This window comes from Plantactinospora sp. WMMC1484, assembly GCF_049315195.1.
Classification (GTDB): domain Bacteria; phylum Actinomycetota; class Actinomycetes; order Mycobacteriales; family Micromonosporaceae; genus Plantactinospora.
The window spans coordinates 3,529,205-3,555,758 of sequence record NZ_CP186055.1; the positions used below are offsets into that span (position 1 = coordinate 3,529,205).

21 protein-coding genes and 1 tRNA gene are annotated in these 26,554 nt (G+C 72.8%); 11 read left to right on the plus strand and 11 right to left on the minus strand.

Annotated features, from left to right (window positions below):
• Positions 1 to 6: 6 nt before the first annotated feature.
• Both ACN28C_RS15465 and ACN28C_RS15470 read right to left on the minus strand, forming a co-directional pair.
• Complete coding sequence (locus ACN28C_RS15465) at positions 7 to 3,465, minus strand: discoidin domain-containing protein (protein WP_422774144.1); 3,459 nt, start codon at positions 3,463 to 3,465, stop codon at positions 7 to 9.
• Between the two features lie 393 nt (positions 3,466 to 3,858).
• Positions 3,859 to 4,056 (minus strand): hypothetical protein, encoded by a 198-nt coding sequence (locus tag ACN28C_RS15470; RefSeq protein ID WP_422774145.1) that lies wholly within the window; start codon positions 4,054 to 4,056, stop codon positions 3,859 to 3,861.
• Between the two features lie 268 nt (positions 4,057 to 4,324).
• On the opposite strand from ACN28C_RS15470, the gene ACN28C_RS15475 reads away from it, so the two are divergent.
• Complete coding sequence (locus ACN28C_RS15475; RefSeq protein WP_422774146.1) at positions 4,325 to 5,098, plus strand: hypothetical protein; 774 nt, start codon at positions 4,325 to 4,327, stop codon at positions 5,096 to 5,098.
• A gap of 265 nt (positions 5,099 to 5,363) precedes the next feature.
• Complete coding sequence (locus ACN28C_RS15480; RefSeq protein WP_422774147.1) at positions 5,364 to 7,658, plus strand: cellulose binding domain-containing protein; 2,295 nt, start codon at positions 5,364 to 5,366, stop codon at positions 7,656 to 7,658.
• A 310-nt stretch (positions 7,659 to 7,968) separates the two neighbouring features.
• Here the strand turns inward: ACN28C_RS15480 and ACN28C_RS15485 are convergent, their stop codons facing one another.
• On the minus strand, positions 7,969 to 8,979 hold the full coding sequence (locus ACN28C_RS15485; RefSeq protein ID WP_422774683.1) for an LLM class flavin-dependent oxidoreductase: 1,011 nt from the start codon (positions 8,977 to 8,979) through the stop codon (positions 7,969 to 7,971).
• 58 nt (positions 8,980 to 9,037) lie between these two features.
• Positions 9,038 to 9,619, minus strand: coding sequence for a helix-turn-helix domain-containing protein (locus ACN28C_RS15490; RefSeq protein ID WP_422774148.1), 582 nt, complete (start codon positions 9,617 to 9,619; stop codon positions 9,038 to 9,040).
• Positions 9,620 to 9,695: 76 nt separating this feature from the next.
• Between ACN28C_RS15490 and ACN28C_RS15495 the strand changes: the two genes are divergently transcribed.
• Positions 9,696 to 11,279 carry an FAD-dependent oxidoreductase gene (locus tag ACN28C_RS15495; RefSeq protein WP_422774149.1) on the plus strand — a complete coding sequence of 528 codons (1,584 nt, stop codon included), beginning with the start codon at positions 9,696 to 9,698 and terminating at the stop codon, positions 11,277 to 11,279.
• 73 nt (positions 11,280 to 11,352) lie between these two features.
• Here the strand turns inward: ACN28C_RS15495 and ACN28C_RS15500 are convergent, their stop codons facing one another.
• Complete coding sequence (locus ACN28C_RS15500; RefSeq protein WP_422774150.1) at positions 11,353 to 12,162, minus strand: DUF4386 domain-containing protein; 810 nt, start codon at positions 12,160 to 12,162, stop codon at positions 11,353 to 11,355.
• A gap of 234 nt (positions 12,163 to 12,396) precedes the next feature.
• On the opposite strand from ACN28C_RS15500, the gene ACN28C_RS15505 reads away from it, so the two are divergent.
• Positions 12,397 to 15,300, plus strand: coding sequence for a BTAD domain-containing putative transcriptional regulator (locus tag ACN28C_RS15505; protein ID WP_422774684.1), 2,904 nt, complete (start codon positions 12,397 to 12,399; stop codon positions 15,298 to 15,300).
• 46 nt (positions 15,301 to 15,346) lie between these two features.
• Here ACN28C_RS15505 and ACN28C_RS15510 read toward each other — a convergent pair whose 3' ends face one another.
• From ACN28C_RS15510 to ACN28C_RS15520, 3 genes are read right to left on the minus strand one after another with little or no spacing between them, the layout of a single operon-like run.
• A complete protein-coding gene (locus ACN28C_RS15510) occupies positions 15,347 to 15,928 on the minus strand; it encodes a GerMN domain-containing protein (RefSeq protein WP_422774151.1) in 582 nt (193 codons plus the stop codon).
• On the minus strand, positions 15,925 to 17,280 hold the full coding sequence (locus tag ACN28C_RS15515) for a sensor histidine kinase (RefSeq protein ID WP_422774152.1): 1,356 nt from the start codon (positions 17,278 to 17,280) through the stop codon (positions 15,925 to 15,927). Before ACN28C_RS15515 ends, ACN28C_RS15510 begins: the two co-directional genes overlap by 4 nt.
• Positions 17,277 to 17,948, minus strand: a complete 672-nt coding sequence (locus ACN28C_RS15520; protein WP_422774153.1) for a response regulator transcription factor — start codon at positions 17,946 to 17,948, stop codon at positions 17,277 to 17,279. The genes ACN28C_RS15515 and ACN28C_RS15520 overlap by 4 nt, the downstream gene beginning before the upstream one ends.
• A 155-nt stretch (positions 17,949 to 18,103) precedes the next feature.
• On the opposite strand from ACN28C_RS15520, the gene ACN28C_RS15525 reads away from it, so the two are divergent.
• Together ACN28C_RS15525 and ACN28C_RS15530 are read left to right on the plus strand one after the other, a co-directional pair.
• A complete protein-coding gene (locus tag ACN28C_RS15525) occupies positions 18,104 to 18,601 on the plus strand; it encodes an STAS domain-containing protein (RefSeq protein ID WP_422774154.1) in 498 nt (165 codons plus the stop codon).
• Between the two features lie 124 nt (positions 18,602 to 18,725).
• The gene (locus ACN28C_RS15530; RefSeq protein WP_422774155.1) at positions 18,726 to 19,442 is read left to right on the plus strand and encodes an STAS domain-containing protein; all 717 of its coding nucleotides are present in this window, start codon (positions 18,726 to 18,728) and stop codon (positions 19,440 to 19,442) included.
• A 27-nt stretch (positions 19,443 to 19,469) separates the two neighbouring features.
• On the opposite strand, the gene ACN28C_RS15535 is transcribed toward ACN28C_RS15530, so the two are convergent.
• Complete coding sequence (locus tag ACN28C_RS15535; RefSeq protein ID WP_422774156.1) at positions 19,470 to 20,471, minus strand: NAD(P)-dependent alcohol dehydrogenase; 1,002 nt, start codon at positions 20,469 to 20,471, stop codon at positions 19,470 to 19,472.
• Between the two features lie 38 nt (positions 20,472 to 20,509).
• Positions 20,510 to 20,719, minus strand: a complete 210-nt coding sequence (locus ACN28C_RS15540) for a hypothetical protein (RefSeq protein WP_422774157.1) — start codon at positions 20,717 to 20,719, stop codon at positions 20,510 to 20,512.
• 165 nt (positions 20,720 to 20,884) lie between these two features.
• Here ACN28C_RS15540 and ACN28C_RS15545 point away from each other — a divergent pair, with 165 nt between their 5' ends.
• Complete coding sequence (locus tag ACN28C_RS15545; RefSeq protein WP_422774158.1) at positions 20,885 to 22,015, plus strand: sensor histidine kinase; 1,131 nt, start codon at positions 20,885 to 20,887, stop codon at positions 22,013 to 22,015.
• The gene (locus ACN28C_RS15550) at positions 22,012 to 22,677 is read left to right on the plus strand and encodes a response regulator (RefSeq protein ID WP_422774159.1); all 666 of its coding nucleotides are present in this window, start codon (positions 22,012 to 22,014) and stop codon (positions 22,675 to 22,677) included. Before ACN28C_RS15545 ends, ACN28C_RS15550 begins: the two co-directional genes overlap by 4 nt.
• 452 nt (positions 22,678 to 23,129) lie before the next feature.
• Here the strand turns inward: ACN28C_RS15550 and ACN28C_RS15555 are convergent.
• Positions 23,130 to 23,203 (minus strand) — tRNA-Leu (locus ACN28C_RS15555).
• A gap of 85 nt (positions 23,204 to 23,288) precedes the next feature.
• On the opposite strand from ACN28C_RS15555, the gene ACN28C_RS15560 reads away from it, so the two are divergent.
• From ACN28C_RS15560 to ACN28C_RS15570, 3 genes are all read left to right on the plus strand, one after another.
• Positions 23,289 to 23,906 carry an ANTAR domain-containing response regulator gene (locus ACN28C_RS15560; RefSeq protein WP_422774160.1) on the plus strand — a complete coding sequence of 206 codons (618 nt, stop codon included), beginning with the start codon at positions 23,289 to 23,291 and terminating at the stop codon, positions 23,904 to 23,906.
• 21 nt (positions 23,907 to 23,927) lie between these two features.
• Positions 23,928 to 25,103, plus strand: coding sequence for a hypothetical protein (locus ACN28C_RS15565; protein WP_422774161.1), 1,176 nt, complete (start codon positions 23,928 to 23,930; stop codon positions 25,101 to 25,103).
• 269 nt (positions 25,104 to 25,372) lie between these two features.
• Positions 25,373 to 26,521 (plus strand): branched-chain amino acid ABC transporter substrate-binding protein, encoded by a 1,149-nt coding sequence (locus tag ACN28C_RS15570; protein ID WP_422774162.1) that lies wholly within the window; start codon positions 25,373 to 25,375, stop codon positions 26,519 to 26,521.
• Positions 26,522 to 26,554 lie beyond the last annotated feature (33 nt).

Sequence of the window (26,554 nt, forward strand, 5' to 3'; positions counted from 1 at the left end):
AGATAACTAGCTGAGCGGCTCGACCCAGATGTTCCGGTAGTAAAGGTTGGGGCCCGGGTCGCCGTGGTCCTGGAGACGGATCGGGCCCACCGAGGGCCCCTCCGCCGCCCCGCCGCCGGTCGGCCCGTTGATCTCGGCGTTGTCGTGCACCGTGACGCCGTTCCAGACGACGGTGACGCGGGCGTTCTCCGTCTTGGCCCCCGACGCGTCGAACCGGGCGGCCCGGAACGTCACGTCGTACGTCTGCCAGGTTTCCGGTGCGGTCGCCGCGTTCACCCGCGGCGCCAGCTTCTCGTAGATGGCACCGCACTCGTTGCTGGCCGGGGTGGTGTCGCCGTACGAGTCGAGCACCTGCAACTCGTAGCGGTCCTGGAGGTAGATGCCGCTGTTGGCCCGAGCCTGCCCGGTGACGTCCGACGGCAGGTTCGGCAGCCAGAACTCGACGTGCAGCTTGAAGTCACCGAAGCTCTGCCGGCTGCGGATGTCGCCACCGAGCACCTCCACCCCGCCGTTCCCCAGCGGCCAGGTCGGGTTGGCCCCGTTGGGCTGCTGGAAGTTGTCCATGTTGGACCCGTCGAAGAGCGTGATCCGGCCGGGGCTGCCACCGGGCCCGTACACCTCGAACTCGTAGATCCGGGCCGCGCTGTCGGTGGTGCTGGTCGGTGCGGTCACGTTCAGCCACAGGTATCTGGCCTGGGTGGCCGCGATGTCGTGCGTGGTGACGTTCGCGGTGTTGCCGGTGACGGTCGCGACGGTGTTCCAGGCGGTGCCGTTGGTGCTGGCCTGGATGGTGAAGTCCCGGGTGTTCCAGGCCGTGGCCTCGCCGCCGGCACCGGCGTGCCGGACCACGAACCGGTGCACGCTGCGGGCGGCGCCCAGGTCGACCTGCAACCACTTGGTGGCGCCGACCGAGCACCACTTGTCGCTGTTGCCCCCGGTCACGCTGCCGTTGACCGCCTGCGCCGGCCCCTCGGTGCCGGAGCAGGAGCTGTCCGCCGTCGCCGGCCGGCCGAGCGCGAGGTTGGTCGACGGCGGGGCGGTGCCGCCGTAGACCTCGAACTCGTAGATCCGGGCCGCGTTGCTGCCGTCGTTGGTGGGCGTGCTGACGGCGAGGCGGACGTACCGGGCCTGGGTCGCGGCGAAGGTGTGCGTGGTGGTGTTGGCGGTGTTGCCGGTGACGGTCGCGACGGTGTTCCAGGCGGTGCCGTTGGTGCTGGCCTGGATGGTGAAGTCCCGGGTGTTCCAGGCCGTGGCCTCGCCGCCGGCACCGGCATGTTGGACGACCGCCCGGTTGATGCTCTGGGTCGAGCCGAGGTCGACCTGCAACCACCGGTTGGTCCCCAGCGAGCACCACTTGTCGAGGTTGCCCGAGGTGGTGGTCCCGTTGACGGCCTTCGCCGGGCCCTCGGTCGCCGAGCAGGAACTGTCTGCCGTGGCCGGCCGGCCGAGGGCGAGGTTGACCGGCGGCACCTGTCCCGGAATGGCGTTGAGGGTGTACCAGACCTCGGTGCTCCAGAGCGCCTGGCCGTCGCTCGCGCTGAACGGCCGGGGCGAGCGGACGTGCACCACCCGGCCGGCCTTGAGCCCGTTCACCACGAGGCTGACCTTCTTGCCGTCGGCGGAGAGCGTCGCCGAGGAGACCGGGAGCGTCTCCTCGTCCACCTTCGGTCCGCCGTAGGCGGCGGTCGGCACGTAGCGCCACTGCTTCACCCGGTATTTCGAGGCGAGCGCGGTCGCGGTGGCGCTCGACAGCGGCTTGGTGTACTCGATCTCGAACCCGTTCGGCCGGGCCCGCATCGCCAGCATGTCGAAGGTGTTGCCGCCGTTGGTGGCGATTTTCTGCAGGCCGTGGCTGAGCTTGCCCTCCTGGCCCCAGTTTCCGCCGCCGTGCAGGCCGCCGGTGTAGAGGGCGCCGTCCGGGCCGACGCTGACCTCGGAGACGCCGGCCTCGAGCCCCTGGGTCATCCGGAACAGCGCGCCCTGGTATTCCCCGTTGACCTTCTCCAGGTACGCCCGCTGCAGGCCGCCGTACGTCACGTCGCCGATCGCCATCTGCCCGGCGAAGACGCCCTGAGTCATCATCACCGGGGTGCTCGGCGAGTTGCCGATCTCGTTCTGCGGAAACCAGATGACCGGCTGGATCACCGGGTTGTTGTCGAACGGCCCGGCCGGGTTGAGGTAGTGGTTGAAGAACCGGTCCTGCTTGATGTGCAGCAGCTTGGACGCCGGCTGGTAGCCGCCCTGGTTGTCGGTGACGAAGATCCCGCCCTCCGGCCCCCAGCCGATGCCGTGCGGGGTACGCAGCCCGCCGGCGAGGTAGGAGACCGCGCCGGTCGTCCGGTTGACTTTGATGGTGGTGCCCCGGTTGCCCGCCGGCTGCGGGTTGGTGGTGGCGCCACCGTAGTTGATCGACACCGAGAGGTTCAGGTAGAAGAACCCGTCGGCGTAGAGGAGCCCGAAGGCGAACTCGTGGAAGTTCTCGCCGAACGGCCAGGTCGCCACGGTGCGGTAGTTGTCGGTCACACCGTCGCCGTTGGTGTCGTTCAGCTCCGTCAGGCGGTGCTTCTCCGACACGTACAGCTTGCCGTCGACCACCTTGATGCCCATCGGCTCCCGCAGCCCGGTGGCGATCCGGGTCCGGGTCACCTGGGCCGGGCTGGTGTTGCCGGTGACGTTGCCGAGCAGCCAGACCTCGCCGGCGGTGGTCAGCGAGCCACCCCAGGTGAGCACCGCCAGCCGTCCGTCCGGAAGCCAGTCGAAGCCGGTGACCTGCGGCTCGAACCCGCTGGGCCGCAGGTTCGTCAGCGTGTAGTTGGGATGTACGGCGGTCAGTGGCAGCCCGTCACCGGGCGCGTCACCGCTGGCCTCGCACTCCTTCTTACCCGGCGCGGTCACCCGGACGACACCGGCGTCGGTGCTCAGCACCGAGTTGGGCACGGTCACGAAGGACGACGAGCCGGGGGTACGCCACTGCAACGTCAACTGTTGGCCGCCGTCGCGTTCGAAGTGGTCGATCCGCAGCGAGTGGTAGCCGGTGGTGAGCTCGACCGTGCCGTCCTTCGGATCGGGCCCGTGCAGCCCGTCGTGGTCGATCACGACGGCGTCGTCGATCAGGAGTCGGGACCCGTCGTCGCTGATCAGCCGGAAGGTGTAGCTGCCGGCCTGGGAGATGGTGATGTTGCCCAGGGCCTGTGCCAGGAAGTAGTTCTCGAAGCCGAAGTCGGCCGCGGTCGTCCAGTTGACCACCGGCATCAGCTTGTCCACGTTGGGCGTTTGCGCGGCCTTGAGGGTGCAGAGACTGTTCAGCGGCACCTGCAGGTCGAAGACCCGCAGCGTCACTCCGGGCTCCTGTGGCGGGGGCGCGGCCGTGGCGCCGCCGGCCGGTAGCTGCACGGCCGTGAGGGCGAGCACGGTGGCGACAGCGCCGACAATCGGCGTACGCGCTCGTCGGAATGGTCGGAACACGTTTCCTCCCAGGGGTGAGCAGGCCGACACCGCACCGTCATGGGCGCGGCGGACCGCTCGGCGGCGCGCCGTGGCGACCGACGGGACGATGCCGTTACGTCCGGTAGGTGGCCGGGCACGCCGCTGCCTGGCGAGGCAAACCCTACGATCGTTACGTTTGGATGTCTAGATGTTTCGTCGCGGAAGCGCCAACTTTTGGCGTACTCGACAAAAGTCCGCGAGGGCCTGGAAGCGGAGGGCCCAGAACTGGACGGTCAGCCCGGGCGCCGGCCGGTGCCGGGGCAGCGCCACGGTCGGCAGGTCGACGGCGCGCAGGGCACCGGCCACCTCCCAGCCGGCGCGGCGGGCACCCGGCGACCGGCCCACCACTGCTCGTGGTGCAGGTCGATCGCCCTACCGACGAGCCGGCCCGCCGGGTCGAACGTGCCGTAGCCGGTGGTGCCGGGCCGGGGCTGTCGGGGCGGCGGGGCGTCGGACGGGGGCGCCGCCAAAGGCCACCCGGCCCAACTCGCCGGCTTCGGCCAGGTCGTCCGCCCGGATGGGCCGGATCTCGATGTCGGAGGGCCGGATCTCGCTGTCGGTCGAGCGCATCGGGTGAGCGTAGCGAAGGGCCGGCGCGGGTAGCCCTGCCCGGAATCACGGTGAAAGCGTCGCGATGGCCGGTTGACGGGGGTCGCATCATGGAGACATGTCCAGCCACGGCGACGATTCCGGACCCCTTCCGGAAGAGCGGCGGACGGCCGGCGGTGGTGCCGAGGAGGATTCGCGTCGCGGGGCGGGTGGTGATGTCGCGCCGTACGGGCAGGGACGTGCACAGCCACCGCAGCCACCGCAGCCACCGGGGAGTCTTGGCGCGGCCGTGCGACGGGAACGCCCACCGGTGGTCGTCGAGGCGCGCCCGTTGCCCCGGCCGGGCGACGGCCCTCTGGTCGCCGCCTGGTCACACCCGTTCACGATCGCCGGGGTGCTCCTGCTCGTCCTGCTGCTGATCGTGCTGCTCGTCTGGGCGCTGACCCGCCCCGGAGGACCCGGGGAGGGTGCTGGGCCCATCGCGGCGAGCAGCGCCGGCCCGTCGGCCACCGGCTCCCCGGTTGCCGGCCCGCCGACCGAGGCGTTGCAGACCGAACCGCCGGCGACCGGTGCGCCGGCGAGCGCGGCGCCGCCGACCGGGGGCGGTGCGCCGGGCGCCGGCAGCGCTGCGCCGGGTCTGCCGGCGTTCGACGATTCGGACGTCGACGTGCTCAGCAACGGCACCACACGGCTGGAACTGGACTCGTACGGGACCCAACTGGACAGCCCGTACGGCTGGCAGTCGGCCGACGGGTACGGCGGCCGACCGAACGGTGACGGCAGTGAACTCACCTTCGTCGGCAGCGGTGTCGTCGGCCGCGAGGGCACCCAGCTCGCCGTGCTGGGTGACGGCGCTTCCCGGTCCTTCCCCACCTGCCAACGGCACCGGGCGTGGTCGCCCGCGCTGACCTGGGATCAGGTGTACCCGGGTGCGTTCGTCTGCATCAAGACTCCGCACGGGCGGCGGGCGATGATGCGGGTGGACGAGATGCCCGACATGACGAAGTCCGAGCCGACGGTACTGGTCACCGGGGTGACCTGGGAGCCCGTGGTCGACAGGTGACCGTCTGGTGGTCGCCGACCAGCATCTCCCGATGTCGGCCGGAATCAGCAGGGCTCGATGTTGTGTCCGGGAAAGCGTTTGCCCTAGCATCGCAGGTGCGCTGGAAGCCGTACCCCGTTCTCAGGCGCCGGTGAACCGTGCCGTTCCCGGCCACCCCTCGCGCGGTCCGGGTCCCCCGCCGGCCCCGGGCAGGGCCGGCACGGCACCGCCGCCACGGCCGGGCCGAGGTGGCTCGGCACCGCGCCCCGCCTCGACGGAGTTGATCATGCGCATCTCGCGCCATCGCAGAACCCTGCTCGCCGCCACCGCCGCGGCCGTCCTGACCACGACCGGGACCGTCACCGTGGTCGCCTCGGCCGCCGCCGCCGGCTGCCGGGTCGACTACCAGGTGACCAACCAGTGGCAGGGTGGCTTCGGCGCCAGCGTCAGCCTCACCAATCTCGGCGACCCGGTCACCGGTTGGACGCTGACCTGGAACTACGCGGCCGGGCAGCAGGTCACCCAGGTCTGGAACGCCACCGTCAGCCAGAGCGGCAGCCAGGTCACCGCCAGCAACGTCAGTTACAACGGCTCGCTCGCCACCAACGCCAGCACGTCGTTCGGCTTCAACGGATCCTGGAACGGCAGCAACCCGGTGCCGGCGAGCTTCGCGATGAACGGCACCACCTGCACCGGCTCGGTGGCACCGACCACGCCGGGCGGCCCACCGACCGGCACCCCGCCGGCCACGACCCCGCCCGCGACCACCCCACCGGCGACCCCGCCGCCGGTCACCACCCCGCCGCCGACCACCCCGCCGACGAACCCGCCGGCCGGGGCGAAGCAGATGGAGGACCTCGACCGGGGTCTGGTCAGCGTCCGCTCCGGCAGCGCCAACCTGGTCTCCTGGCGGCTGCTCGGCACCGAGACCTCCGGCGTCTCGTTCAACCTCTACCGCGGCTCGACCCGGGTCAACTCGACCCCGATCACCGGCGCCACCAACTACCTCGACTCAGGTGCCGCCGCCGGCTCGGCCTACACCGTCCGGGCGGTGGTGAACGGGACCGAACAGGCCGCGTCGGCGCCGGCCCTCCAGTTCGGCAACGGCTACTTCGACGTACGCCTCCAGGTGCCGCCGGGTGGCACGACGCCCTCCGGCGAGTCGTACAGCTACGCGGCGAACGACGCCTCCGTCGGTGACCTGGACGGCGACGGCCGGTACGAGATCGTCCTCAAGTGGGACCCGTCCAACGCCAAGGACAACTCGCAGTCCGGTTACACCGGCAACGTCTACGTCGACGCGTACACGCTGACCGGCACCCGGCTGTGGCGGATCGACCTGGGGCGCAACATCCGGGCCGGCGCCCACTACACCCAGTTCCAGGTCTACGACTACGACGGGGACGGCCGCGCCGAGGTGGCGATGAAGACCGCCGACGGCAGCCGTTCCGGCACCGGCCAGGTGATCGGGTCGTCCTCGGCGGACCACCGCAACTCCAGCGGTTACGTGCTGGCCGGACCGGAGTTCCTGACCATGTTCGACGGTCAGACCGGTGCGGTCCGCTCGACGGTCGACTACGTGCCGGCCCGGGGCACCGTCTCGTCCTGGGGCGACAACTACGGCAACCGGGTCGACCGGTTCCTCGCCGGTACGGCGTACCTGGACGGGCAGCGACCCTCGCTGATCATGGCGCGCGGCTACTACACCCGGAGCGTCGTCGTCGCCTGGGACTTCCGCAACGGCTCGCTCACCCGGCGCTGGACCTTCGACTCCAACTCGGCCGGCTCGCAGTACGCCGGGCAGGGCAACCACGCGCTGACCATCGGCGACGTGGACGCCGACGGCCGGGACGAGATCCTCTACGGCGCCATGGCGATCGACGACAACGGCTCCCCGCTCTGGAACACCGGCCACGGGCACGGCGACGCGGCCCACCTCGGCGACCTCGACCCCGGTCGCTCCGGGCTGGAGTACTTCAAGGTCAGCGAGGACTCCTCGAAGCCGTCGTCGTGGTTCGCCAACGCGCGTACCGGGCAGGTCTACTGGTCGACGTCGCCGGCCGGGGACAACGGCCGCGGCGTCTCCGGCGACATCTACGCCGGCAGCCCGGGGGCGGAGTCCTGGTCGTCGGCCGCCGACGGGCTGCGCAGCCCGTCCGGTGCGAACGTCGGTCGCAAGCCCTCCTCGGCGAACTTCCTGATCTGGTGGGACGGCGACCCCGTCCGGGAACTGCTCGACCAGACCCGAATCGACAAGTACGGCACCGGCTCGGACACCCGGCTGCTCACCGGCAGCGGGGTGGCGTCGAACAACGGCACCAAGGCCACTCCGGCGCTCTCCGCGGACATTCTCGGCGACTGGCGCGAGGAGGTGATCTGGCGGACGAGTGACAGTTCCGCGCTGCGGATCTACAGCACTCCGACGCAGACCAGCACCCGGATTTTCACCCTGATGCACGACCCGATGTATCGGGTGGCGATCGCCTGGCAGAACACCGCCTACAACCAGCCGCCGCATCCGAGCTTCTTCATCGGCAACGGCATGTCCACGCCGCCCAACCCGTCGATTTATCTGCGGTAGCCGCATAGGCTGCCCGGTGTCGACCGCAGCGGTCGGCGCCGAAACGCGAAGCCGCACCGGCCCGCGGGGTCGCTCATCTCCCCGCGTGCCGGTGCGGCACACACCGCGACATCACGCGACCCGTCCCGATCGCGCTTGTCGAACCACCACCGGGGAAAACATTAGGCGGGTTCCGGTGCGCGTCGATGACGCTGGAGTGAAGAGTGTGTTTCGCGCCTCCCGGAGCCCGTGACGCCGCTCACGCCGGTCAGCCCGGCCCGGCTCACTCCGGTTGCCGCAGGCCCGCTCACTCCGGTCGCCGCAGCACTGCTCACTCCGGTTGCCGCAGGCCGCCGGCGACCTTCTCGGCGACCAGTTCGTACGAGCGCACCCGGTCGGCGACGTCGTAGACCATCGTGGTGAGCATCAGCTCGTCAGCCTCGGTCCGGGCCAGCAGGTCGGTCAGTTGCCGGCGGACCGTCTCGGGCGAGCCGAGCGCCTGCCCCTCCCGCCGCTCGGCGACGAACTGGCGCTCCACCTCGGTGTAGGGGTACGCCGCCGCCTCCTCCGGGCTGGACAGCGGTGCGGGCCGGCCGGTGCGCAGCCGTAGGAACGACAGCGAGGCCGGCCCGGAGAGCCACTCCGCCCGCTCGTCGTCCTCGGCACAGACCGCGTTGACCGCCACCATCGCGTACGGCCGCTCCAGCCAACGCGAGGGGCGGAAGCTCTGCCGGTAGAGGGCCAGCGCCGGCAGGGTGTTGGCGGCGCTGAAGTGGTGCGCGAAGGAGAACGGCAGGCCGAGCAGCCCGGCGAGCCGGGCGCTGAACCCGCTGGAGCCGAGCAGCCAGATCGCTGGCCGGTCGCCGTGGCCGGGGGTGGCGGTGATCGGCCCGGCCCGTTCGCCGGTGAAGTAGTTGACCAGGTCGTCCAGCTCTTCCGGGAAGTTCTCGGCGGACAGCCCTGCCATGGTGCGGCGCAGGGCCAGCGCGGTCGGCTGGTCGGTACCGGGCGCCCGGCCGATGCCGAGGTCGATCCGGCCCGGGTGCAGCGCCTCCAGCGTGCCGAACTGCTCGGCCACCACCAGCGGCGCGTGGTTGGGCAGCATCACCCCGCCGGAGCCGACCCGGATGGTCGAGGTGGCCGCCGCGACGTGGGCGATCAGCACGGCCGGGGCGGAACTCGCGATGGCCGGCATGTTGTGGTGCTCGGCCACCCAGAAGCGGTGGTAGCCGAGTTGCTCGGTGCGCCGGGCCAGCTCGGTGGTGTGCCGCAGGGCCGCGCCGGCGGTGGTGCCGGCGGCGACCGGTGCGAGGTCAAGGACAGACAGCGGTACGGTGATCACACCCTGCGGCAACCGGCGAGGGGCGGGATTTCTTCCGTCCGAGCTGCGGATCGCGGGGTCAGCGTGCGGCGGGACGGGCCCGGACGTGCAGGCGTTCGCCCTGCGGGCCGAAGAGGTTGAGCGCCTCCGCGACCCCCGGGCCGGGGTTGCTGACGTGGTGCGGCAGCCGGGTGTCGAACTCGGCGACCTCACCGGGGGTCAGCATCAGGTCGTGCTCGCCGAGCCGCAGGCGCAGGCGTCCGGAGAGCACGTAGAGCCACTCGTAGCCCTCGTGCGTCTGCAACTCCGTCTCGCCCGTCGGGGTGTTCGGCGGGAGGATCTGCTTGAACGCCTGCACACCGCCCGGTCGGCGGGTCAGCGGGAGGAACGTGACGCCGTGCCGGACGATCGGCCGGGGATGCACCCGCGGGTCGGCGGTGGCGGGCGCGTCGACCAGTTCGTCGAGGGAGACCTGGAAGGCTCGGGCGAGCGGCAGCAGCAGCTCCAGGGTGGGCCGGCGGCCGCCCGACTCCAGCCGGGAGAGGGTGCTGACCGAGATGCCGGTGACCTCGGCGAGCTGGGTCAGCGTGCTGCCCCGCTGCTGGCGCAGCGACCGCAGCCGGGGACCGACCGAGGTCAGCGCGAACTCGTCGTTTGCCATAACAGCAAGGATAGTTGCCGCATGTCTCGATGGGTCGCACGGTGGACCCAGGAGATCGGACGAAGGGAAGCGCAGCGTGGACAGGACGTACGACGTGGTCGTGGTCGGCGGGGGCGCCGCCGGGCTGAGCGGAGCCGTGGCGCTGGCCCGCTCCCGGCGCTCGGTGCTGGTGGTGGACGCCGGGCAGCCGCGCAACGCACCCGCCGACGGGGTGCACAACTATCTGGGCCGGGAGGGTACGCCGCCGGGGGAGCTGGTGGCGGCCGGGCGTGCCGAGCTGACCGGGTACGGCGGCGAACTCCTCGCCGGTCGGGTCGAGACCGCGGCGCGGGACGGCGACGGGTTCCGGCTGACCCTGGACGGCGGAGCGGAGCTGCGGGCCCGGCGGCTGTTGGTGACGACCGGCCTGGTCGACGAGCTGCCCGACGTGCCGGGGCTGGCGCATCGGTGGGGGCGGGACGTGCTGCACTGCCCGTACTGTCACGGCTGGGAGATGCGGGACCGCCGGATCGGCGTACTGGCGACCGGTCCGATGTCGCTGCACCAGGCGAGCCTGTGGCGGCAGTTGAGTGCGCAGGTGATGCTGCTGACGCACGACACCCCGGAGCCGGACGAGGCCGGTGCCGAACAGCTCGCGGCACGCGGCATCGCCGTCGTGCCCGGCCGGGTAGCCGGCCTGGAGGTGGCCGGCGACACCCTCACCGGGGTACGCCTGGCCTCGGGCGAGACCGTCGCGCTCGACGCGGTGGTGGTCGCGCCCCGCTTCACCGCCCGCGGCGGCGTGCTGGAGACCCTCGGGATCAAGCCGGTCGACGTGGAGATGGCCGGGCACGTCGTCGGCAGCCAGATCCCCGCCGGACCGGACGGTGCCACCTCGGTGCCGGGGGTCTGGGTCGCCGGCAACGTGGCGGACGTACGCGCCCAGGTGATCTCGTCCGCCGCCGCCGGACTGATGGCCGGGGCGGCGATCAACGCCGACCTGGTCGCCGAGGAGACCCGGTACGCCGTCGAGGCGTACCGGGAGCAGGTGCGGACGATGTTCTCCGAGGCCGGCTGGGAGGAGCGCTACCGGGCCCGTCCGGAGATCTGGAGCGGTCACCCCAACCAGCAGCTCGTGGCCGAGGCGGCCGGGCTGGCGCCGGGCCGGGCCCTGGACGTCGGCAGCGGCGAGGGCGCCGACGCCATCTGGCTCGCCGAGCGGGGCTGGCGGGTGACCGGGGTGGACATCTCGACCACCGCCCTGGAGCGGGCCGCCGCGCACGCCCGGGCGGCCGGTGCCGAGGTCGCCGCCCGGATCGAGTGGCGGCACGCGGACCTGCACGAACAGCAGCCGGAGCCGGGCCGCTACGACCTGGTGACCTCGCACTTCATGCACGCGCCCGGCCGGGAGCGCCGGGAGCTGTTCGCCCGGCTGGCCGGCGCGGTGGCCACCGGCGGCACCCTGCTGATCGTCGGGCACCACCCGTCGGACCTGCGGACCTCGGCACACCGGATGCACTTCCCGGACATGATGTTCACCGCCGAGGAGGTGGCGGCCGGGCTTGACCCGAGCGACTGGACGGTAGTGGCCGCCGAGACCCGACCGCGCCCCGCGGTGGATCCGGAGGGACGCGACATCACGATCCACGATGCCGTCCTGGTCGCCCGCCGCCAGGGCTGACCGGCGGCGGGCCCCGGCGGCGGGAGTGGCCGGCGGCGGGAGTGGCCGGCGGCGGGAGGCGTCGCCGGCCGGTTTAGCCGGCGGCTCGGGTGACCGCCGGAGACCTTTGGACGGCCGGCGGCTCGGCCCAGATCTCCGGGCCGCCACCCCTGATCAGCAGCAGCAGGCAGAGCCAGACCTCCGCGACGAGGGCCGGCGCGAGGAGCAGGGTCAGCAGGGTGCCCCCGCTGCCGGGGGCGAGGAAGGCGGCGAGACTGCTCACCAGGTAGCCCAGCCCGGCGACGCCCAGCAGCAGACCCAGCGACGTCGGGACGTGGCTCGACCTGACCAGCAGGTAGGCCATGGCGGCGCAGTTCAGCGCGAAGAAGGTCAGGGCCAGGGCGTAACCGTACCGGTGCAGGTCGAGGAAGAGCAGGGCCAGAGCCTCCGGCTGGCCGGCGCCGAAGCCGGCCCGGCCGCTCTGGTCGAGCACGACGATCGCGGCGAGCATGTTGAGCAGGTTGAGGGCGGAGATCGTGACACAGCCGAACCGGAAGGCCGCCGCGACCATCGAGACCGTCCGGCTGACCGGGCGGAGGAGGTGGTAGAGGACGACCACGAGGACGACCTCGCAGAGCAGGTATCCCAGGTTGGCGACGAAGCCGAGCCGAAACAGGGCTTCGGCTCCGCGCAGGTTCTCGGCGGTCGCCACCGGGTCGCCGGGCACGGTCAGCCGGGCGCGTACGAAGACCTCGCTGAAGAGTCCGAAGACGATGATGACGAGATAGAGGAGGCCGGCGAGCCGGGCGTCGACCAACCGGGCGCCGACCGGGCGGGAGCGCCCGGTCGACGGGATCGGGCCGGGCGCGGTGTCGGGATGGCTCTGGTACGGGAGCTGACTCATTCCCCGACCGTGCCCGCCCCCGGTTGTGTTGCCGTGGAGCGCCGGTTGCGCCACTGTTGAACCGCCCCGGTCGGTCGGTGTGGGGGGCGGCGTGGACGCCGACCGGTCCACCGCGGGTGTGCGAGCCCGCGAGGAGGAGTGGTGGGCAGGTCGAATGTGGACAGTGTCAGGGGCGGTGTCGGCGTCGGCGGTGTCGGCGGTGTCGGCGTCGGCGGTGACCGGCACGCCCCGGCGGTGACCCGGATCCGCCTGCTCGGCGGCGTCGCGGCGATCGGTGACCGGGGCGAGCCGGTACGGGTGGGCCCGGCGAAGTGCCAGGCCCTGCTCGCCGCGCTCGCCCTGTCGGCCGGTGCCCCGGTCCCGACCTGGCGGCTGGTGGAACTGGTCTGGGGCGACGATCCGCCCCGGACGGCCGGCCGCACCCTGCACTCGTACGTTGCCCGGCTGCGCCGCAGCCTCGGCGCCGGGATGGTCGTGCGGGTCGGCGACGCGTACCGGCTGGCGCTGGCGGCGGACTCCGTCGACGCCCTCCGGTTCCTGCGGTTGCTCGACGCCGGCGAGACCGGCGCGGCGCTGGCCGAGTGGACGGGACCACCGCTGACCGGACTCGCCGCACCCGGGTTGGCCGCCGCCGCGGACGGTCTGGTGGAGCGCTGGCTGGGCGCGGTCGAGGCCGACCTCGCAATCCGGATCGACAGTGACCCTGCGGCCGCCGTCGGCCGGCTGACCGAGCTGACCGCGAGCTATCCGCTGCGGGAGGGGCTGTGGGCGCTGCTGATGACGGCGCTGTACCGGACCGGGCGGCAGAGCGACGCGCTGGCGGCGTACCGGACGGCCCGGCAACACCTTGTCGACGGACTCGGGATCGAACCCGGACCCCGGCTGCGCGAGCTGGAATCGTCGGTACTCAACCAGGACGAGCGGCTGGCGCTGCCCGCGCCGGTCGGCGGAGGTCACCCCGGCAACCTGCCCCGCCGGCCGGGCCGGCTGTTCGGCCGGGCCGGCGAACTCCGAATCGTGGCGGAGGCGCTGGCCGAGTATCCGGTCGTCACCCTCGTCGGGCCGGGCGGGATCGGCAAGACCCGGCTCGCCATCGCGGCGGCGTGGCGGGCCGAGCCCGAGGACGGCGCCTGGCTGGTCGACCTGACCGAGATCTCCGCGCCGGGCGACGTCCCCCGGGCGGTCGCCGCCACGCTCGGGGTCAGGGAGAGCGCGGGACGGCGGCTCGACCGTTCCATCGTCGCGGCCCTGGCCTCCCGGCGCGCCCTCCTCGTCCTGGACAACTGCGAACACGTCGTCGACGGCGCCGCCGCACTCGCCCAGGCCGTCGCGGACGGCTGCCCGCAGGCGCGGGTGCTGGCCACCTCCCGGGAACGGCTCGGACTCCGGCACGGCCACGAGCGGCTCGTCGCGGTACCGCCGCTCGAGCCGGCCGGTGCCGCGGTGGAGCTCTTCGTCGAGCGGGCCTCGGCGCTCTCCGCCACCGTCGACGCGTCGGACAGCCGTTCCGAGGTGGTGGAGATATGCCGGCGGCTGGACGGCGTACCGCTGGCGATCGAACTGGCCGCCGCCCGGACCACCAGCCTCAGCCCGGCGGAGCTGCTGGACCGGCTCGACGACCGGCTCCGGCTCCTGGTCGGTGCCGGACGCGGCGGCGACGGCCGCCACCGGACGCTGCGGGCGACCATCGGCTGGTCCTACGACCTGCTCAGCCCGGCGGAGCGGCTGCTGCTCCGCCGGCTGTCGATCTTCGCCGGTCCGTTCGACCGCGCCGCCGCCTGCCGGGTCGGCGCGGACGACACGGATGACACGGACGTCGCGGCCGACACGGACGCCGCGGACGCTGCGGTCGGCACGGACGCCGCGGTCGGCACGGACGCCGCGGCCGTCGGGGCGCTGGACGGCGCCGGAGTCGACCGGGTGCTGGGGGATCTCGTGGACCGCTCCATGCTGGTCGTCGAGAACGGCCCGTTCGGGCTGCGCTTCCGGCTGCTGGAGACGATCCGCCAGTTCGCGGCCGAGCATCTCGCCGCGACCGGCGAGAGCGAGGCGATGGCCGAGCGCCACGCCCGGTGGTGTCTCGACCGGGTCGGCCGGATCCACCGGCTCCTCGCCGGTCCGGCGGAGGCCGAGGGCGTCGCCCGGCTCGCCGAGTTCTGGCCCAACCACCGCGCCGCGCTCGAGTGGGCCTGCACGACCGGTGACCGGCAGCTCGGGTACGCCCTGGTCCGGCCGGTGGTGGCGGAGATCGCCTTCCGCAGCCGCCACGAGATCGGCGACTGGGTCGAGCGGATCCTCGCCATGACGCCACCGCAGGACGAGGCGCTGGTCGTCTTCGGGCTCAGTTGGTCCGCCCAGCGATACAAGCTCAGCCAGGACTCGGCCGGGTACGAGAGCCTCGTCGCCCGCTTTCCCGAACCGGACCACCCGCTGGTGCGGCATGCCCGGGCATCCGCCTACGAGGACTATGCGGCGATGGCCAGATCCGCGCCGCCGGCCCTGGCCGAGCTGCGGCGGCAGGGTGACGACGACCTTGCCGAACAGCTCGAGGTCGACGTCGGCGCGGCGCTGCTCTTCGGTGGGCAGTTCGCCGAGGGTGAGGCCCTGGTGGCGCGCCTGGCCGACCGCTACCGCCGGCAGGGGCCGCCGACCCTGTTGAACTGGACGCTGATGCTGCTCGGCTACTCCGCCTCATTCCAGGGCCAGCAGGACCGGGCCGAGGAGTTCTTCGACGCCGCGGTCGGCGTCCCGGTCCCCGACGGCACCCATTCGCCGAACAAACCGGTCGAGGCCCGTACGCTCTTCCGGCGCGGCGACCGGGCGCTGGCCTACCGCACCCTCGGCTCGCACGTCGAGGACCTGCTCGGCACCGGCAACATGCACGGCGCCTGCGTGGCGGCCGTCGAGTTCGTCAACATGATGGCGAAGCTCGACCGCCGCACCGAGGCCGTCCGGGTGCTCGGCTATCTCGACGCGTCGGGCCTGCTCGACGCGCCGGCCTGGGCGGGCCAGGTCGCCGAAGCCAGGGCCGGCATCGGCGAACTGCCGAGCGTGGCGGCCGGGCTCGACGATCAGGGGGTGCTGGATTACATGCGGCAGGTGCTCCGGCGGCTCGCGGCCGGGCCCACGCCGGCCTGACCGGCCTGTCCGGGCTGTCGGGTCAGCCCGGCACGGTGCGGTCGGGTCAGCCCGGCACGGTGAGTTCGGAGTAGTCCTGTGTGGTCAGCGGCGCCCGGGAGAGCGCGCCGTCGGCGCGGGGGATGCCCAGGTGCTCGCCGCCCTGCCGGAACGTCACCCGATCGACGTCCGGGCGCGCGGTCAGGGTCTGGACGATCTGACCGAAGGCGAGGATCTCGTCGTTGCGCCCGGTGCCGGCGAGGCCGGCACCGACCTCGACCACCGCCTCGCCATCCGCGACCTCCACCCCGAGAACCGTGTCCGAGCCGGTCACCGCGCTGGTCAGGCCGGCGCGCTGTTCGACCTCGGCCGGACCGGCGAGGAGCAACTGCAGGTGCGCGTCGACCGGCAGCGGGTCCGGCAGTCGGCGCGTCACCGGTACGAGCTTGTCGTCGCGGAGGTAGTACAGCCGCTCGACCACCACTCCCGAGCGGGTGGGTTGCGGGGTCGGACGGGTCGCCTCGACGGTGACCCCGGGAGGCGAGTCGATCGGTCGGGGTGTCTCCTCGACCGGCACCTGGCAGCCGACCACCAGGCCGAGCAGGAGGGGAAGGACGAGGGTCGGCCGCACCGGCCGTCGCTGGTTCATCGCGGTTCCTCCGGCAGTTCCACCCGGAACCGGGCACCGCCGCCCGGCCGGTCGAGTACGGCGACCTGCCCGCCGTGCGCGGCCGTGTGCTGCGCCACGATGGCGAGCCCGAGCCCGGTCCCCTCCGTGTCGCCGCGCGTGGTGGCGGTCCGGCCACGGACGAACCGGTCGAAGATCACCTGCTTGTCGTCCGGCCCGACGCCGGGCCCTTCGTCGTCGACCTCGATGTAGTACACCCCGGGGGATCGGCCGAGCCGGATCGCGGACGCCCCGCCACCGTGCCGGCTGGCGTTGTCGACCAGGTTACCGAGCACCTGCTCGACCCGCCGCCGGTCGACCACCCACACCCGGTCGTCGAGGTCGCGTCGTTCGAGCAGCGTCTCGGGCAGCTGCCGGGACCGGCACACCTGGCGGGCGAGGTTGACCACGTCGACCGGGCCCCGGTCGGCGGGCTGGTCGGTGCGGGCCAGCTCCAGGAGGTCGTTGACGAGCCGCTGGAACCGGTCCACCTCGTCGGCGACCAGCCCGGCGGCGGTGGCGCTGCGCTCGTCGAGATGGTCCCGGCGGCGGTCGAGGACGCTCGCCGCGGCCGCGAGCGTCTGCAGCGGCGAGCGCAGTTCGTGGCTGACGTCGGCGGCGAACCTGCGGTCCCGTTCGATCCGTTGGGCGAGCTGGTCGACCATGTCGTTGAAGGACGTGGTGAGCTGGGCGAGGTCGGGTTCGGTGGCCGGGTCGAGCCGGGCGCCGAGGTCTCCCTTGGCGATCTCCTGCGCCGCGCCGGCGACCAGGTTGATCGGACGCATCGTGTAGCGGGTGCTGTACCAGCCGATCCCGGCACCGGCGGCGGCCGTGATGACCGCGACCAGGGTGAGCACGAGACCGAGCACCTGGAGGGTGTGTTCCAGCTCGTGCAGGTAGTCGACGTGGTAGAAGGCGGTCGTGTCGGAGAGCGGCACGCCGACCACGACGGCGGGCTGGCCCTGGGCCCGTACCCGCTGGATGGTGGGCCGGCCGTCGCGCACCGACCGTTGCAGCGACTGCGGGATCGCCTCGGTGGTGCCGGCGTCGGCGTTGCGGGCGTACCACGTCCCGCTGCGCCAGAGGACGGCCCGGCGGGTCTGGCCGGTGTCCAGCGACCGGAGGATCTCGACGATGTCCGGCCGCTCCGTGCCGAGGCGCGCCCGGACGACGGCGGCCTCCAGATAGGCGGCCCGGATGGCGGTGTGTTCCCGTTCGTCGAGCAGCGCGTCCCGAGTGAGCTGGTACGACACCAGGGCCATCATCGCCGAGAGGATCAGCGCCCCGATGGTGAAGCCGGCGGTGACCCGGGCCCGCAGGCCGGCCCGTCTCACCGCTGGAGCCGGTAGCCCAGGCCCCGCACGGTAACCAGGTGCCGGGGCGCGGCCGGATCCGTCTCGATTTTCTGCCGCAGCCGGCCCACGTGTACGTCGACGAGGCGCTCGTCACCCACCGTGTAGTCCCAGACGCGTTCGAGTAGCTGCTGGCGGCTGAGCACCCGGCCGGCGTGGTAGGCCAGCTCGCAGAGGAGCCGGAATTCGGTCCGGGTCACCGCGACCGGGTCGCCGGCCAGTCGGACCTCGCCGGCTTCGGGCACCACCTCCAGGTCACCGAAGGTCAGCCCCGGCACCGCCAGCGCCGAGCGGGTCCGGCGACGCAGGGCACGCAGCCGTGCGGTCAGCTCCTTGACCGCCACGGGTTTCACCAGGTAGTCGTCGGCGCCGGCCTCCAGCGCGGCGACGATGTCGTGGGTGTCGTCGCGGGCGCTGACCACCACGATCGGCACCCCGTCGTTGCGGCGCAGCTCGCGGATGCACTCGTAGCCGTCGATCCCGGGTAGCATCAGGTCGACCAGGACCGTATCGGCGGGTCGCCGGCGCTGCTCGGCGATGCCCTCCTCCGCCGACGCCGCCGCGCGGACGGTGTAGCCCTCGTCCTGTAGCGCGAGAGTCAGTGACAGTCTGATCCGGTCGTCGTCGTCGATCACCAGCACACCTGTCATGCCGCCATCATGCGCGCTGCGCACAGCGTCAGGGAAATCCTGCGTGACATCCCGGGGGCCGTGGCGTCATAAAACCGTCATATGGCTGCGGGGAGACCGAGACAACCCCGATCCATGCTGGTGGTGCCGACCGCGAGGGCCCGAGGAGGTGCCGGATGTACGCGACCGACGACCAGGACAGTGCGCCGCCTCCGGCACGGGGTACGGCCGCCGTCCGCACCGAGGTGGTCGTCACCGGCCGGCTGGACCGGTCGGCGGTACCCGGCCTCGACGCGGCCGTCGATGCCGCCCTTCGGCGCGGTTCCGTCCGGGTCGTGTTGGACGTGGCGCACTGCCACTACGCCGACGCCGCCGGGATCGCCCTCCTGCTCGACCTGCATCGGCGCAGCCGGCGGATCGGCAGTTCGCTCGCGCTGCGCGCACCCTCGCCCCGACTGCGGCGGTTACTGGAGATAGCCCGGGTGGATCAGGTGCTGACCGTCGAGCCCTCGCTGGGCGAGCACCGCACGGCGGCGGAGAACCACGGCACGGCGAACCAGAGTGCGGCAGAGCACCCGAGCACAACGGAGCACCCGAGCACAACGGAGCACCCGAGCACGGCGGAGACCGCGACCGTGCCGGGCGACACGGCCGCCTCCCGGGCGGTGCGGTAGCGCCTCGCTGCCGCTGTCACGAAATGCCTTCCTCCCCCCATAGAGGTGCATGGCAGGGCCGGGGTCGGTTCGAGCCGGCCCTGCCATGCACCGGGTCCGCGCGCCCGTGGCCTGGAGGTCCGAGATGACCGTCGTACCCGGTGTCGAGAACAACACGGTGAAGCTGATCTGCGACCACTGCGGTGGGGTCACCATCAGCGCGGACCAGCGGGTCAGGATCAGCGAGGCGGTCTGGCGGCTGACCGCCGAACACGGCTGGACCGGTTCACCCTTTGCCGCGGGGCCGCACCGCTGTCCCGCCTGCGCGGCGAGCCGGATCCTGCACCGCCCCGAGTCCGCCGATCCGGCGCTGCCCCCGCCCGGGGCCCGGGGCCTGCGGGTCGAGTACGAGCCGGCGGCCGCGGTGGTGTGGTTCGGCGGAGACATCGACCTGCTGGGCGCGGAGATGCTCCGCCAGGCGCTGATGGCCGCCGGTGCGGTACGGCGGGCGGTCGTGCTCGACCTGAGCGACGTGGCGATGCTCGACTCCGCCGGCCTGGGCGGCCTGGTCCGCGCGCACCGTCACATCAAGCGCTCCGGCGGCGTGCTCTACCTGGCGGCGCCGTCGCGGTACATCGTCACCGTGCTGCACACCATGCGCATCGACGGGCTCTTCCCCACGTTCCCGGACCGGCGGCGGGCCCTCGACCACCTCGCCGCGACGCCGCTCCAGGGGCGGGTCGGCACGGCCCTCGCCGCCGCTGACCGGCAGCGGGACCGTGGCCGTGCCGGGACTGCCAGCACGGCCACCGCTCCGCGTCGTGGCCGGGCCTCCGGCCGGCCCCGCACGCCGCGCAGTTGAGCGCCCCGGCCCCGGGGCTCGCCCCGACTATCCGGTGATCACGACCTTCGCCCGGGCGTGCTCGACCTCGACGTACCGGATGGCCTCGGGGGCCTTCTCGAGCGGATAGCTCCGGTCGATGACCGGCACCACCTTTCCGGCCTCGGCGAGTTGGCGCAGGGCGACCAGGTTCTCCCGGCCGGGCGTCGTACTCGGGACGACCAGCCGCTGCCGGACGAAGCGGGCCAGCAGACGCCCCCGGCTGAGCAGCGAGACCGGCCCGAGCAGGCTGCCGCTCCCGGACACGCCTCCTCCGGAGAGCACGAGTGTCCCGTCCGCGGTGAGCGCGCGGCGGCAGTCGGCCAACGACCGGTTCCCGACGAGGTCGAGCACGACGTCGTAGCGGCCTCCGGCTCGGACGAAGTCGTCACGGGTGAAGTCGTCGCGGGTGTAGTCGACGACCTCGTCGGCACCGAGCGTCGAGACCAGCTCCAGGTTCCTGGTGCTGCACACGCCGGTCACCCGCGCGCCGAACGCCTTGGCGAGCTGCACGGCGAAGCTGCCCACCCCGCCCGAGGCGCCGTTGACCAGCACGTGCTGGCCCGGCTGGAGCTGGGCCGCGTCCCGCAGGCAGATCAGGGCGGTGCTGCCTGCCACCGGCATCGCGGCCGCCTGTGCAAAGGTCAGGTTCGCCGGCATCGCCTCGACCAGTTCCTCGCGGACGCAGGCGTACTCGGCGAAGGCGCCGTCGCTCGGGCCGAGGTCGCCGTACACCGTGTCGCCGACCCGCAGCCGCGTCACGTTCCGGCCCACCGCCGCCACCCGACCGGCGAAGTCCCGGCCCCGGATCCTCGCCCTCGGCCCGGCGCCCAGGCCGAACGACAGGCGTGCGATGTACGGGTCGCCGCGCATCGCGTGCCAGTCGTACGCGTTGACGGCTGCCGCGTGTATGCGTACCAGCACCTGGTCGTCGGCGGCCACCGGCCTGGCCACCTCGGCGAGGCGGAGCGAGTCGGCGGAGCCGTACCTGTCCTGGACGATCGCCTTCATCGTTACCTCCTTCGTGGGCCGCACGGCCCGGACGGGGTTCACCGCACACCCCTGATCAGCAGCCAGAGTCCGGTGGTCACCTCGGCGGTCTCCACCGGGTCGCCCGGCACGATCACCCTGGCCGGAACGTAGAGCTGGGCGAAGACCCCGACCGCCATCAGGAACAGGTACAGGAATCCGACCACCCGCGCCGCCCGACGTTGGGCAGCGTCGACCGGGTAGGTCGTCTGGACAGTGTTGGTCGTCATGGGCAGAGCGTGTCGGTTCCGGCCGGGGCATCGCGTCGGGTCGGCGGGGGCATCGCAGCTGCTCCCCACGTGGTACGCACGGGTGCGGCGTACCACGCCCGGGGTAGCCGAACTGCCGCCCCTGGGCGCGGGTCGATCCGGGCGCCGCTCGCCTACAGTTCTGGTATGACCCGGTCCAGCCACGGCCCGGGGCCGCGTCCCGGTCCCGGCCTGGCGGTGCTGACCGCACTGGCACAGCCCGCCGGCACCGCGATTCTCGCCCCCGGGCAGCCGGCCGAGGTGGGCTTCGTCGGGTACGCGCTGCTCGTCCTCGGTGGACTGGCGCTGGCCGACCGGCACCGGTTTCCCCGGCGGAATTTCATGATCGTCGCCGGCGCGACGTTGGCGTACCACCTGCTCGGGCTGCCGCCCGGTGTGACCTTCCTGGCGCCGGTGATCGCGGCGTCCGCCGCGATCACCGCCGGGCACCGCTGGCTGGCCTGGGGCTCCGCCGCCGCCGGGTACGCCGGCTGGGTGCTGCTGCGCGGTGCCACCCTGGATGCCGCACTCGTCGTGGCGGCGCTCCTCGCCGGCCTGGCCCTGCTCACCGAACTCGGCACCCCGGCGGTACGGAGTGTCCAGCGGGCGATGCGGGAGCAGTGGCGCCTCAACGAGGAGCGGCAGCGCCGACGGGCCAGCGAGGAACGGCTGCGGATCGCCGCCGAGCTGCACGACGTGCTCGGCCACCACCTCTCGCTGATCAACGTCCGGGCGGGGGTGGGCCTGCACCTGATGGGCCGGCAGCCGGACCAGGCCCGGGTCGCCCTCGACACGATCCAGCGGACCAGCGCCGAGGCGCTGCGCGAGGTCCAGTCGGTGCTCAGCACGCTCTACTCGACCAGCGGTGCCACCGCGCCGCGGGCGCCGGCGCCGGGGCTGGAGCGGCTCGACGGGCTGACCGCGGACGCCGGCATGCCGGTCCGGACGGTGGTCCGAGGCGAACCCCGGGCCCTGCCGGCCGGCACCGACCGGGCGGCGTACCGCATCGTCCAGGAGGCGCTGACCAACGTCCGCCGGCACGCCGGCCCGGGCGCCACCGCCACCATCACGATCGAATACACGCCGGAGGCGCTGGTGGTCCGGATCGACGACGACGGCGGCGCGCGGGAGCCGGCGGAGGCTGCGGCCGGCAACGGGATCACCGGCATGCGCGAGCGCGCCGCCGCGCTGGGCGGCACGCTGACCGCCGGCCCCGCACCGGACGGCGGCTGGCGGGTCGAGACCAGCCTGCCCCTCGGCGCGGAGCCCACCCCGTGATCCGGGTGCTGCTCGCCGACGACCAGGCGCTGGTCCGGGCCGGCTTCCGGGCGCTGCTGGACGCCGAGCCGGACATCGAGGTGGTCGGCGAGGCGAGCGACGGCGCGCACGCCGTCCGGCTGGCCCGGCAGCTCCGCCCGGACGTCGTGCTGATGGACATCCGGATGCCGGGCGTGGACGGCCTGGCCGCGACCCGGCAGATCGCCGCCGACCCGGTGCTCGCCGCGGTCCGCATCGTGGTCCTGACCACCTTCGAGCTGGACGAGTACGTCGCCGAGGCGCTGCGGGCCGGCGCCGCCGGCTTCCTGGTGAAGAGCACTGACCCGGCCGAGTTCATCCGTGGTGTTCGAATCGTCGCGGCCGGCGACGGCCTGCTGTCGCCGAGCGTCACCCGCCGGGTGATCGAGCAGTTCGCGGCCCGGACCGCCACCCCGGCGCCGCCCCGGAAGCTGGCCGAGCTCACCGACCGGGAACGGGAGGTCGTCGCGCTGGCCGCCACCGGCCTCTCCAACGACGAGATCGCCGCGAAGCTGGTGGTCAGCCCGGCGACCGCCAAGACCCACGTCTCCCGCGCGATGGTCAAGCTCGGCGCCCGCGACCGTGCCCAGCTCGTGGTCTTCGCCTACGAGGCCGGCCTGGTCCGTCCGGGCTGGCTCTCCTGAGGGGCCGTCGACGGGCTGGCACGGTGGCGACCGTGCTCCGGCACCACCGGCATGGTGTCGGCAATGCGGCAGGTTCTCGCCGAACAGGACACCGGTGGCGGCGGTCCTGCCCATCGCGGCGCCCCGGGCGGCCGGGCCGGTGGTGCCGCCGCACCGGACGGGCGCCGTACGCCCCGGCCCGAGTGGGAGCGGATATCGACGATTGTGCGTGCCAGGAGGGAGCCGGAGCCCCGGCCAACCGGCGTCGGGCGGCCCACTCCGCGGGCGGATTCCGGAACCGTCCGCGCGACCGACCTCCCGGCCATCCCGGCGTGCGTCAGAGAGAGTCCATCGACAACGAGCCGCTGTGGTCGGGTCGGCCGCGTCGCCGGCGCTCCGCCCCCGCCGGCCCTCCGGTTGGAGCCGGGCCCAGGGTGCTGGCACCGGGGGCCGACCATTCGTGACGTTGAGCGTGCCCCCGGTGGGATTCGAACCCACACTGTCGATCTTTTGAGAATCGCGCCTCTGCCGGTTGGGCTACAGGGGCCTGGCGTCGATAAGACTACCCACTACGCTGAGGGCGGCGACACCCGGCTGGCAGGTGTCGGAAATGTAGTTGGGGGTAGGAGCTCGTGGCCGACATTCAGGCTGGTGCCGAGCGTAGGCGGGTGTTGATCGCCGAGGATGAGGCGCTCATCCGGCTGGACCTGGCCGAGATGCTGGTCGAGGAGGGCTACGACGTGGTGGGGGAGGCGGGCGACGGTGAGACCGCGGTGCGCCTCGCCGAGGAGCTGAAGCCGGATCTCGTCATCCTCGACATCAAGATGCCCATCATGGATGGACTGGCCGCCGCCGAGCGGATCGCCGGTGGCCGGATCGCCCCCGTGGTCATCCTCACCGCGTTCAGTCAGCGTGACCTGGTCGAGCGGGCCCGGGCGGCCGGCGCGATGGCGTACCTGGTGAAGCCGTTCCAGAAGAGCGACCTGGTACCGGCGATCGAGATCGCCCTCTCCCGCTACTCGGAGATCGCCGCCTTGGAGGCCGAGGTGGCCGGCCTGACCGACCGCCTGGAGATCCGCAAGATCGTGGAGCGGGCCAAGGGCGCCCTGATGACCACGTACGGGATGACCGAGCCGCAGGCGTTCAAGTGGATCCAGCGCACCGCGATGGACCACCGGATGACGATGCGTGAGGTGGCCGAGCGGATCCTGGCCGAGGGGACGGGCGCCGAGCCGGCCGAGGCGGGCTGAGCTCGGGCCTACAATCGGTCGATGTCTTCCGGACGGCGCGTCCTCGGCGGGACGCTGGTCGTGGCCGTGCTGATCGGCGCCGGCTGTCAGGGCCGCCGGCCGGAGTCGGCGCCCGAGCCCGTCCGGCCGCAGTGGCAGCGGGTGGTCCTGCCCGCGCCGGCCGGTGCCCCGGGCCGGCTCCTGGTCCGGGACACGGCCGGCTGTGCCGGCCGGTGGTACGTGACGGGCGGGGTCGGCACCGGGGCGGGTGAGACCCGACCGGCGGTATGGGCGAGTTCCGACGGGATCACCTGGACCTCGCTGCCGCTCGCACCGAAGAGCTACTACGGCCGGCGCAGCGTCCTCTATTCGGCGGCCTGCGAGGAGGGGCGGCTGGCGGTGCTCGGTGACAAGCCGGGCGGCGCGCACGGCAATCCCCGGGCGAGCAGCTGGCAGCAACGGCCGGACGGCTCCCTGGTCGAGATCGAAGCCCGGTTCGAACTGTACGGCGGGCCGACCGCGGTGAACGTGGCCCGGATGGTGGCCGGGCCGTCCGGCTACCTGATCGTGGGCAACCGGTCGAGCGGCGCGGCGGCCTGGCTCTCCCCGGACGCCGGGGGGTTCGAGATCCAGGAGGGCGTCCCGGAGCTCGCCACCGACGCCCGTGGGACGACCTGGGCCTTCGACGCGGCCGCCACCGCACAGGGCTGGCTGATGGTCGGCGGGATCCTGCCACCGGGCGGCCGGATCGACCGTGACCCGCTCGCCTGGACCTCACCGGACGGCCACGTCTGGCGGCGGGAGCCCGTGCCGGCGACCGGGGAGTACGAGGAACTCCAGCGCGTCGTGGTGGTCGACGGGACACCGCTGGCGGTGGGGGTGCGGGCCCGGACCTTCGGCGCCTGGCGCCGGGCGACCGACGGCTGGGAACTGGCCGGTTCGTTCGGTGGACGCGGCCCGGCCGGCGTACCGATGGTGGGTGCGCTGGCGGTGGCCGGGGGCGGTGTGCTCGCCGCCGTCTCCGACGGCACGTCGTACACACTCTGGGCCGGCGGCAACGGCGGTCGGTCCTGGCGGCCGGTGACCGGTCCGGCGCCGATGCCGGTCGGCGCGGGCCGGGACGTCAGCGCCGTCGCCAGCGCCGGCCAGGTGGTGCTCGCGGTGGACGACGGTCGCGAGGGCACCGTCTGGACCGCCCGGTTCTCCTCCGGGACCTGACCCGCCCCTCCCCACGCCGACGGGACGAGGGGGTGGATAAGGGGCGAAGCCGGGCTCGGTTGTTACGGGCGTGGTCACGGGGACGCACGTGTTCGTAACGGTTTGGCAAGCCCCGCCGTCAGACCTTTCCTTCACCGAATGAGCCTCGGTACGCTCCGCCCTCACGAGCCGTAACGCAGGTGGACGCTTTCCGTCCGGTGACGGGTGTGTCGTTCCAGCATCCCGCCACCAGGTTGTTGTCACCTGCACTTTGAGGAGGTCAAGGAGCCGTGAGGCGTAAGTATGTACGGGCGCTGAGCACCACCGCCCTGGCGGCGGTCATGGTTGCCGCGGCCGGCTGCCAGGACTCGGGCGGCGGTGGCAGCACCGAGGCCGAGGCCTGTGGCGGCAAGATCGCGATCTTCGGCGCGTTCACCGGCGACAACGCGGGTCTGGTGATCCCGTCGCTGAACGGCGCCAAGCTCGCCGTCAAGCAGCACAACGCGGCGAAGCCGGACTGCCAGGTAACCCTCCAGGAGTTCGACACCCAGGGTGACCCCGCGGTGGCGACGCCGTTCGCCAGCCAGATCGCGGGTGACTCGTCGTTCCTCGGCGTCATCGGTGGGCACTTCTCCGGTGAGACCGACGCGACCATGCCGGTCTACCAGGGCGCCGGCCTGGCGATGGTGAGCCCGTCGGCCACCCGGATCGACCTGACCCAGAAGGGCAACACCTCGTTCTTCCGGGTCGTCGGCCACGACGGCACCCAGGCCGCCGCGGTGGCGACCTACCTCAAGGCTCAGAACGCGCAGCGGGTCTTCGTGGTCGACGACGGCAGCGCGTACGGTGCGGGCATCACCGCCGAGCTCGGCAAGGCGCTCGGCCCGCTGGTCGCCGCCACCGACAAGATCCAGGAGCGGCAGGCGCAGTTCGACGCCACCGTTTCCAAGATCAAGAGCGCCAACGCCGACTACCTGTTCTACGGCGGTTACACCCGTGAGGCCGCCCCGCTGGTCCGGCAGATGCGCGCCGCCGGTGTGGCCGCCAAGTTCATCGGTCCGGACGGCCTCTACGACCCGGCCTTCCCCGAGGGCGCGGCCGGCGGTGCCGAGGGCGCGATCATCACCTGCCCGTGCCTCCCCGCCGACAAGGCCGGTGGCACCTTCTCCGCCGACTACCAGAAGGAGTACGGCATCGCGCCGGGCTCCTACGGCGCGGAGGGCTTCGACGCCGCCAAGGTCTACCTGGACGCGTTCGAGGCGGGCAAGCAGAGCCGGGCCGACATCCTGGCGTTCGTGAAGTCCTACGACAAGCAGGGCGTCTCGAAGTACATCAAGTTCGACGACAAGGGCGATGTCGACCCGAGCAAGGTGGTGATCTGGGCGTACGAGGTCAAGTCCAACCAGATCAGCGCGCTGCAGGAGCTCAAGCTCAGCTGACCGGGTCTTTTGGGGGCGGCCGGGGGTGAACCC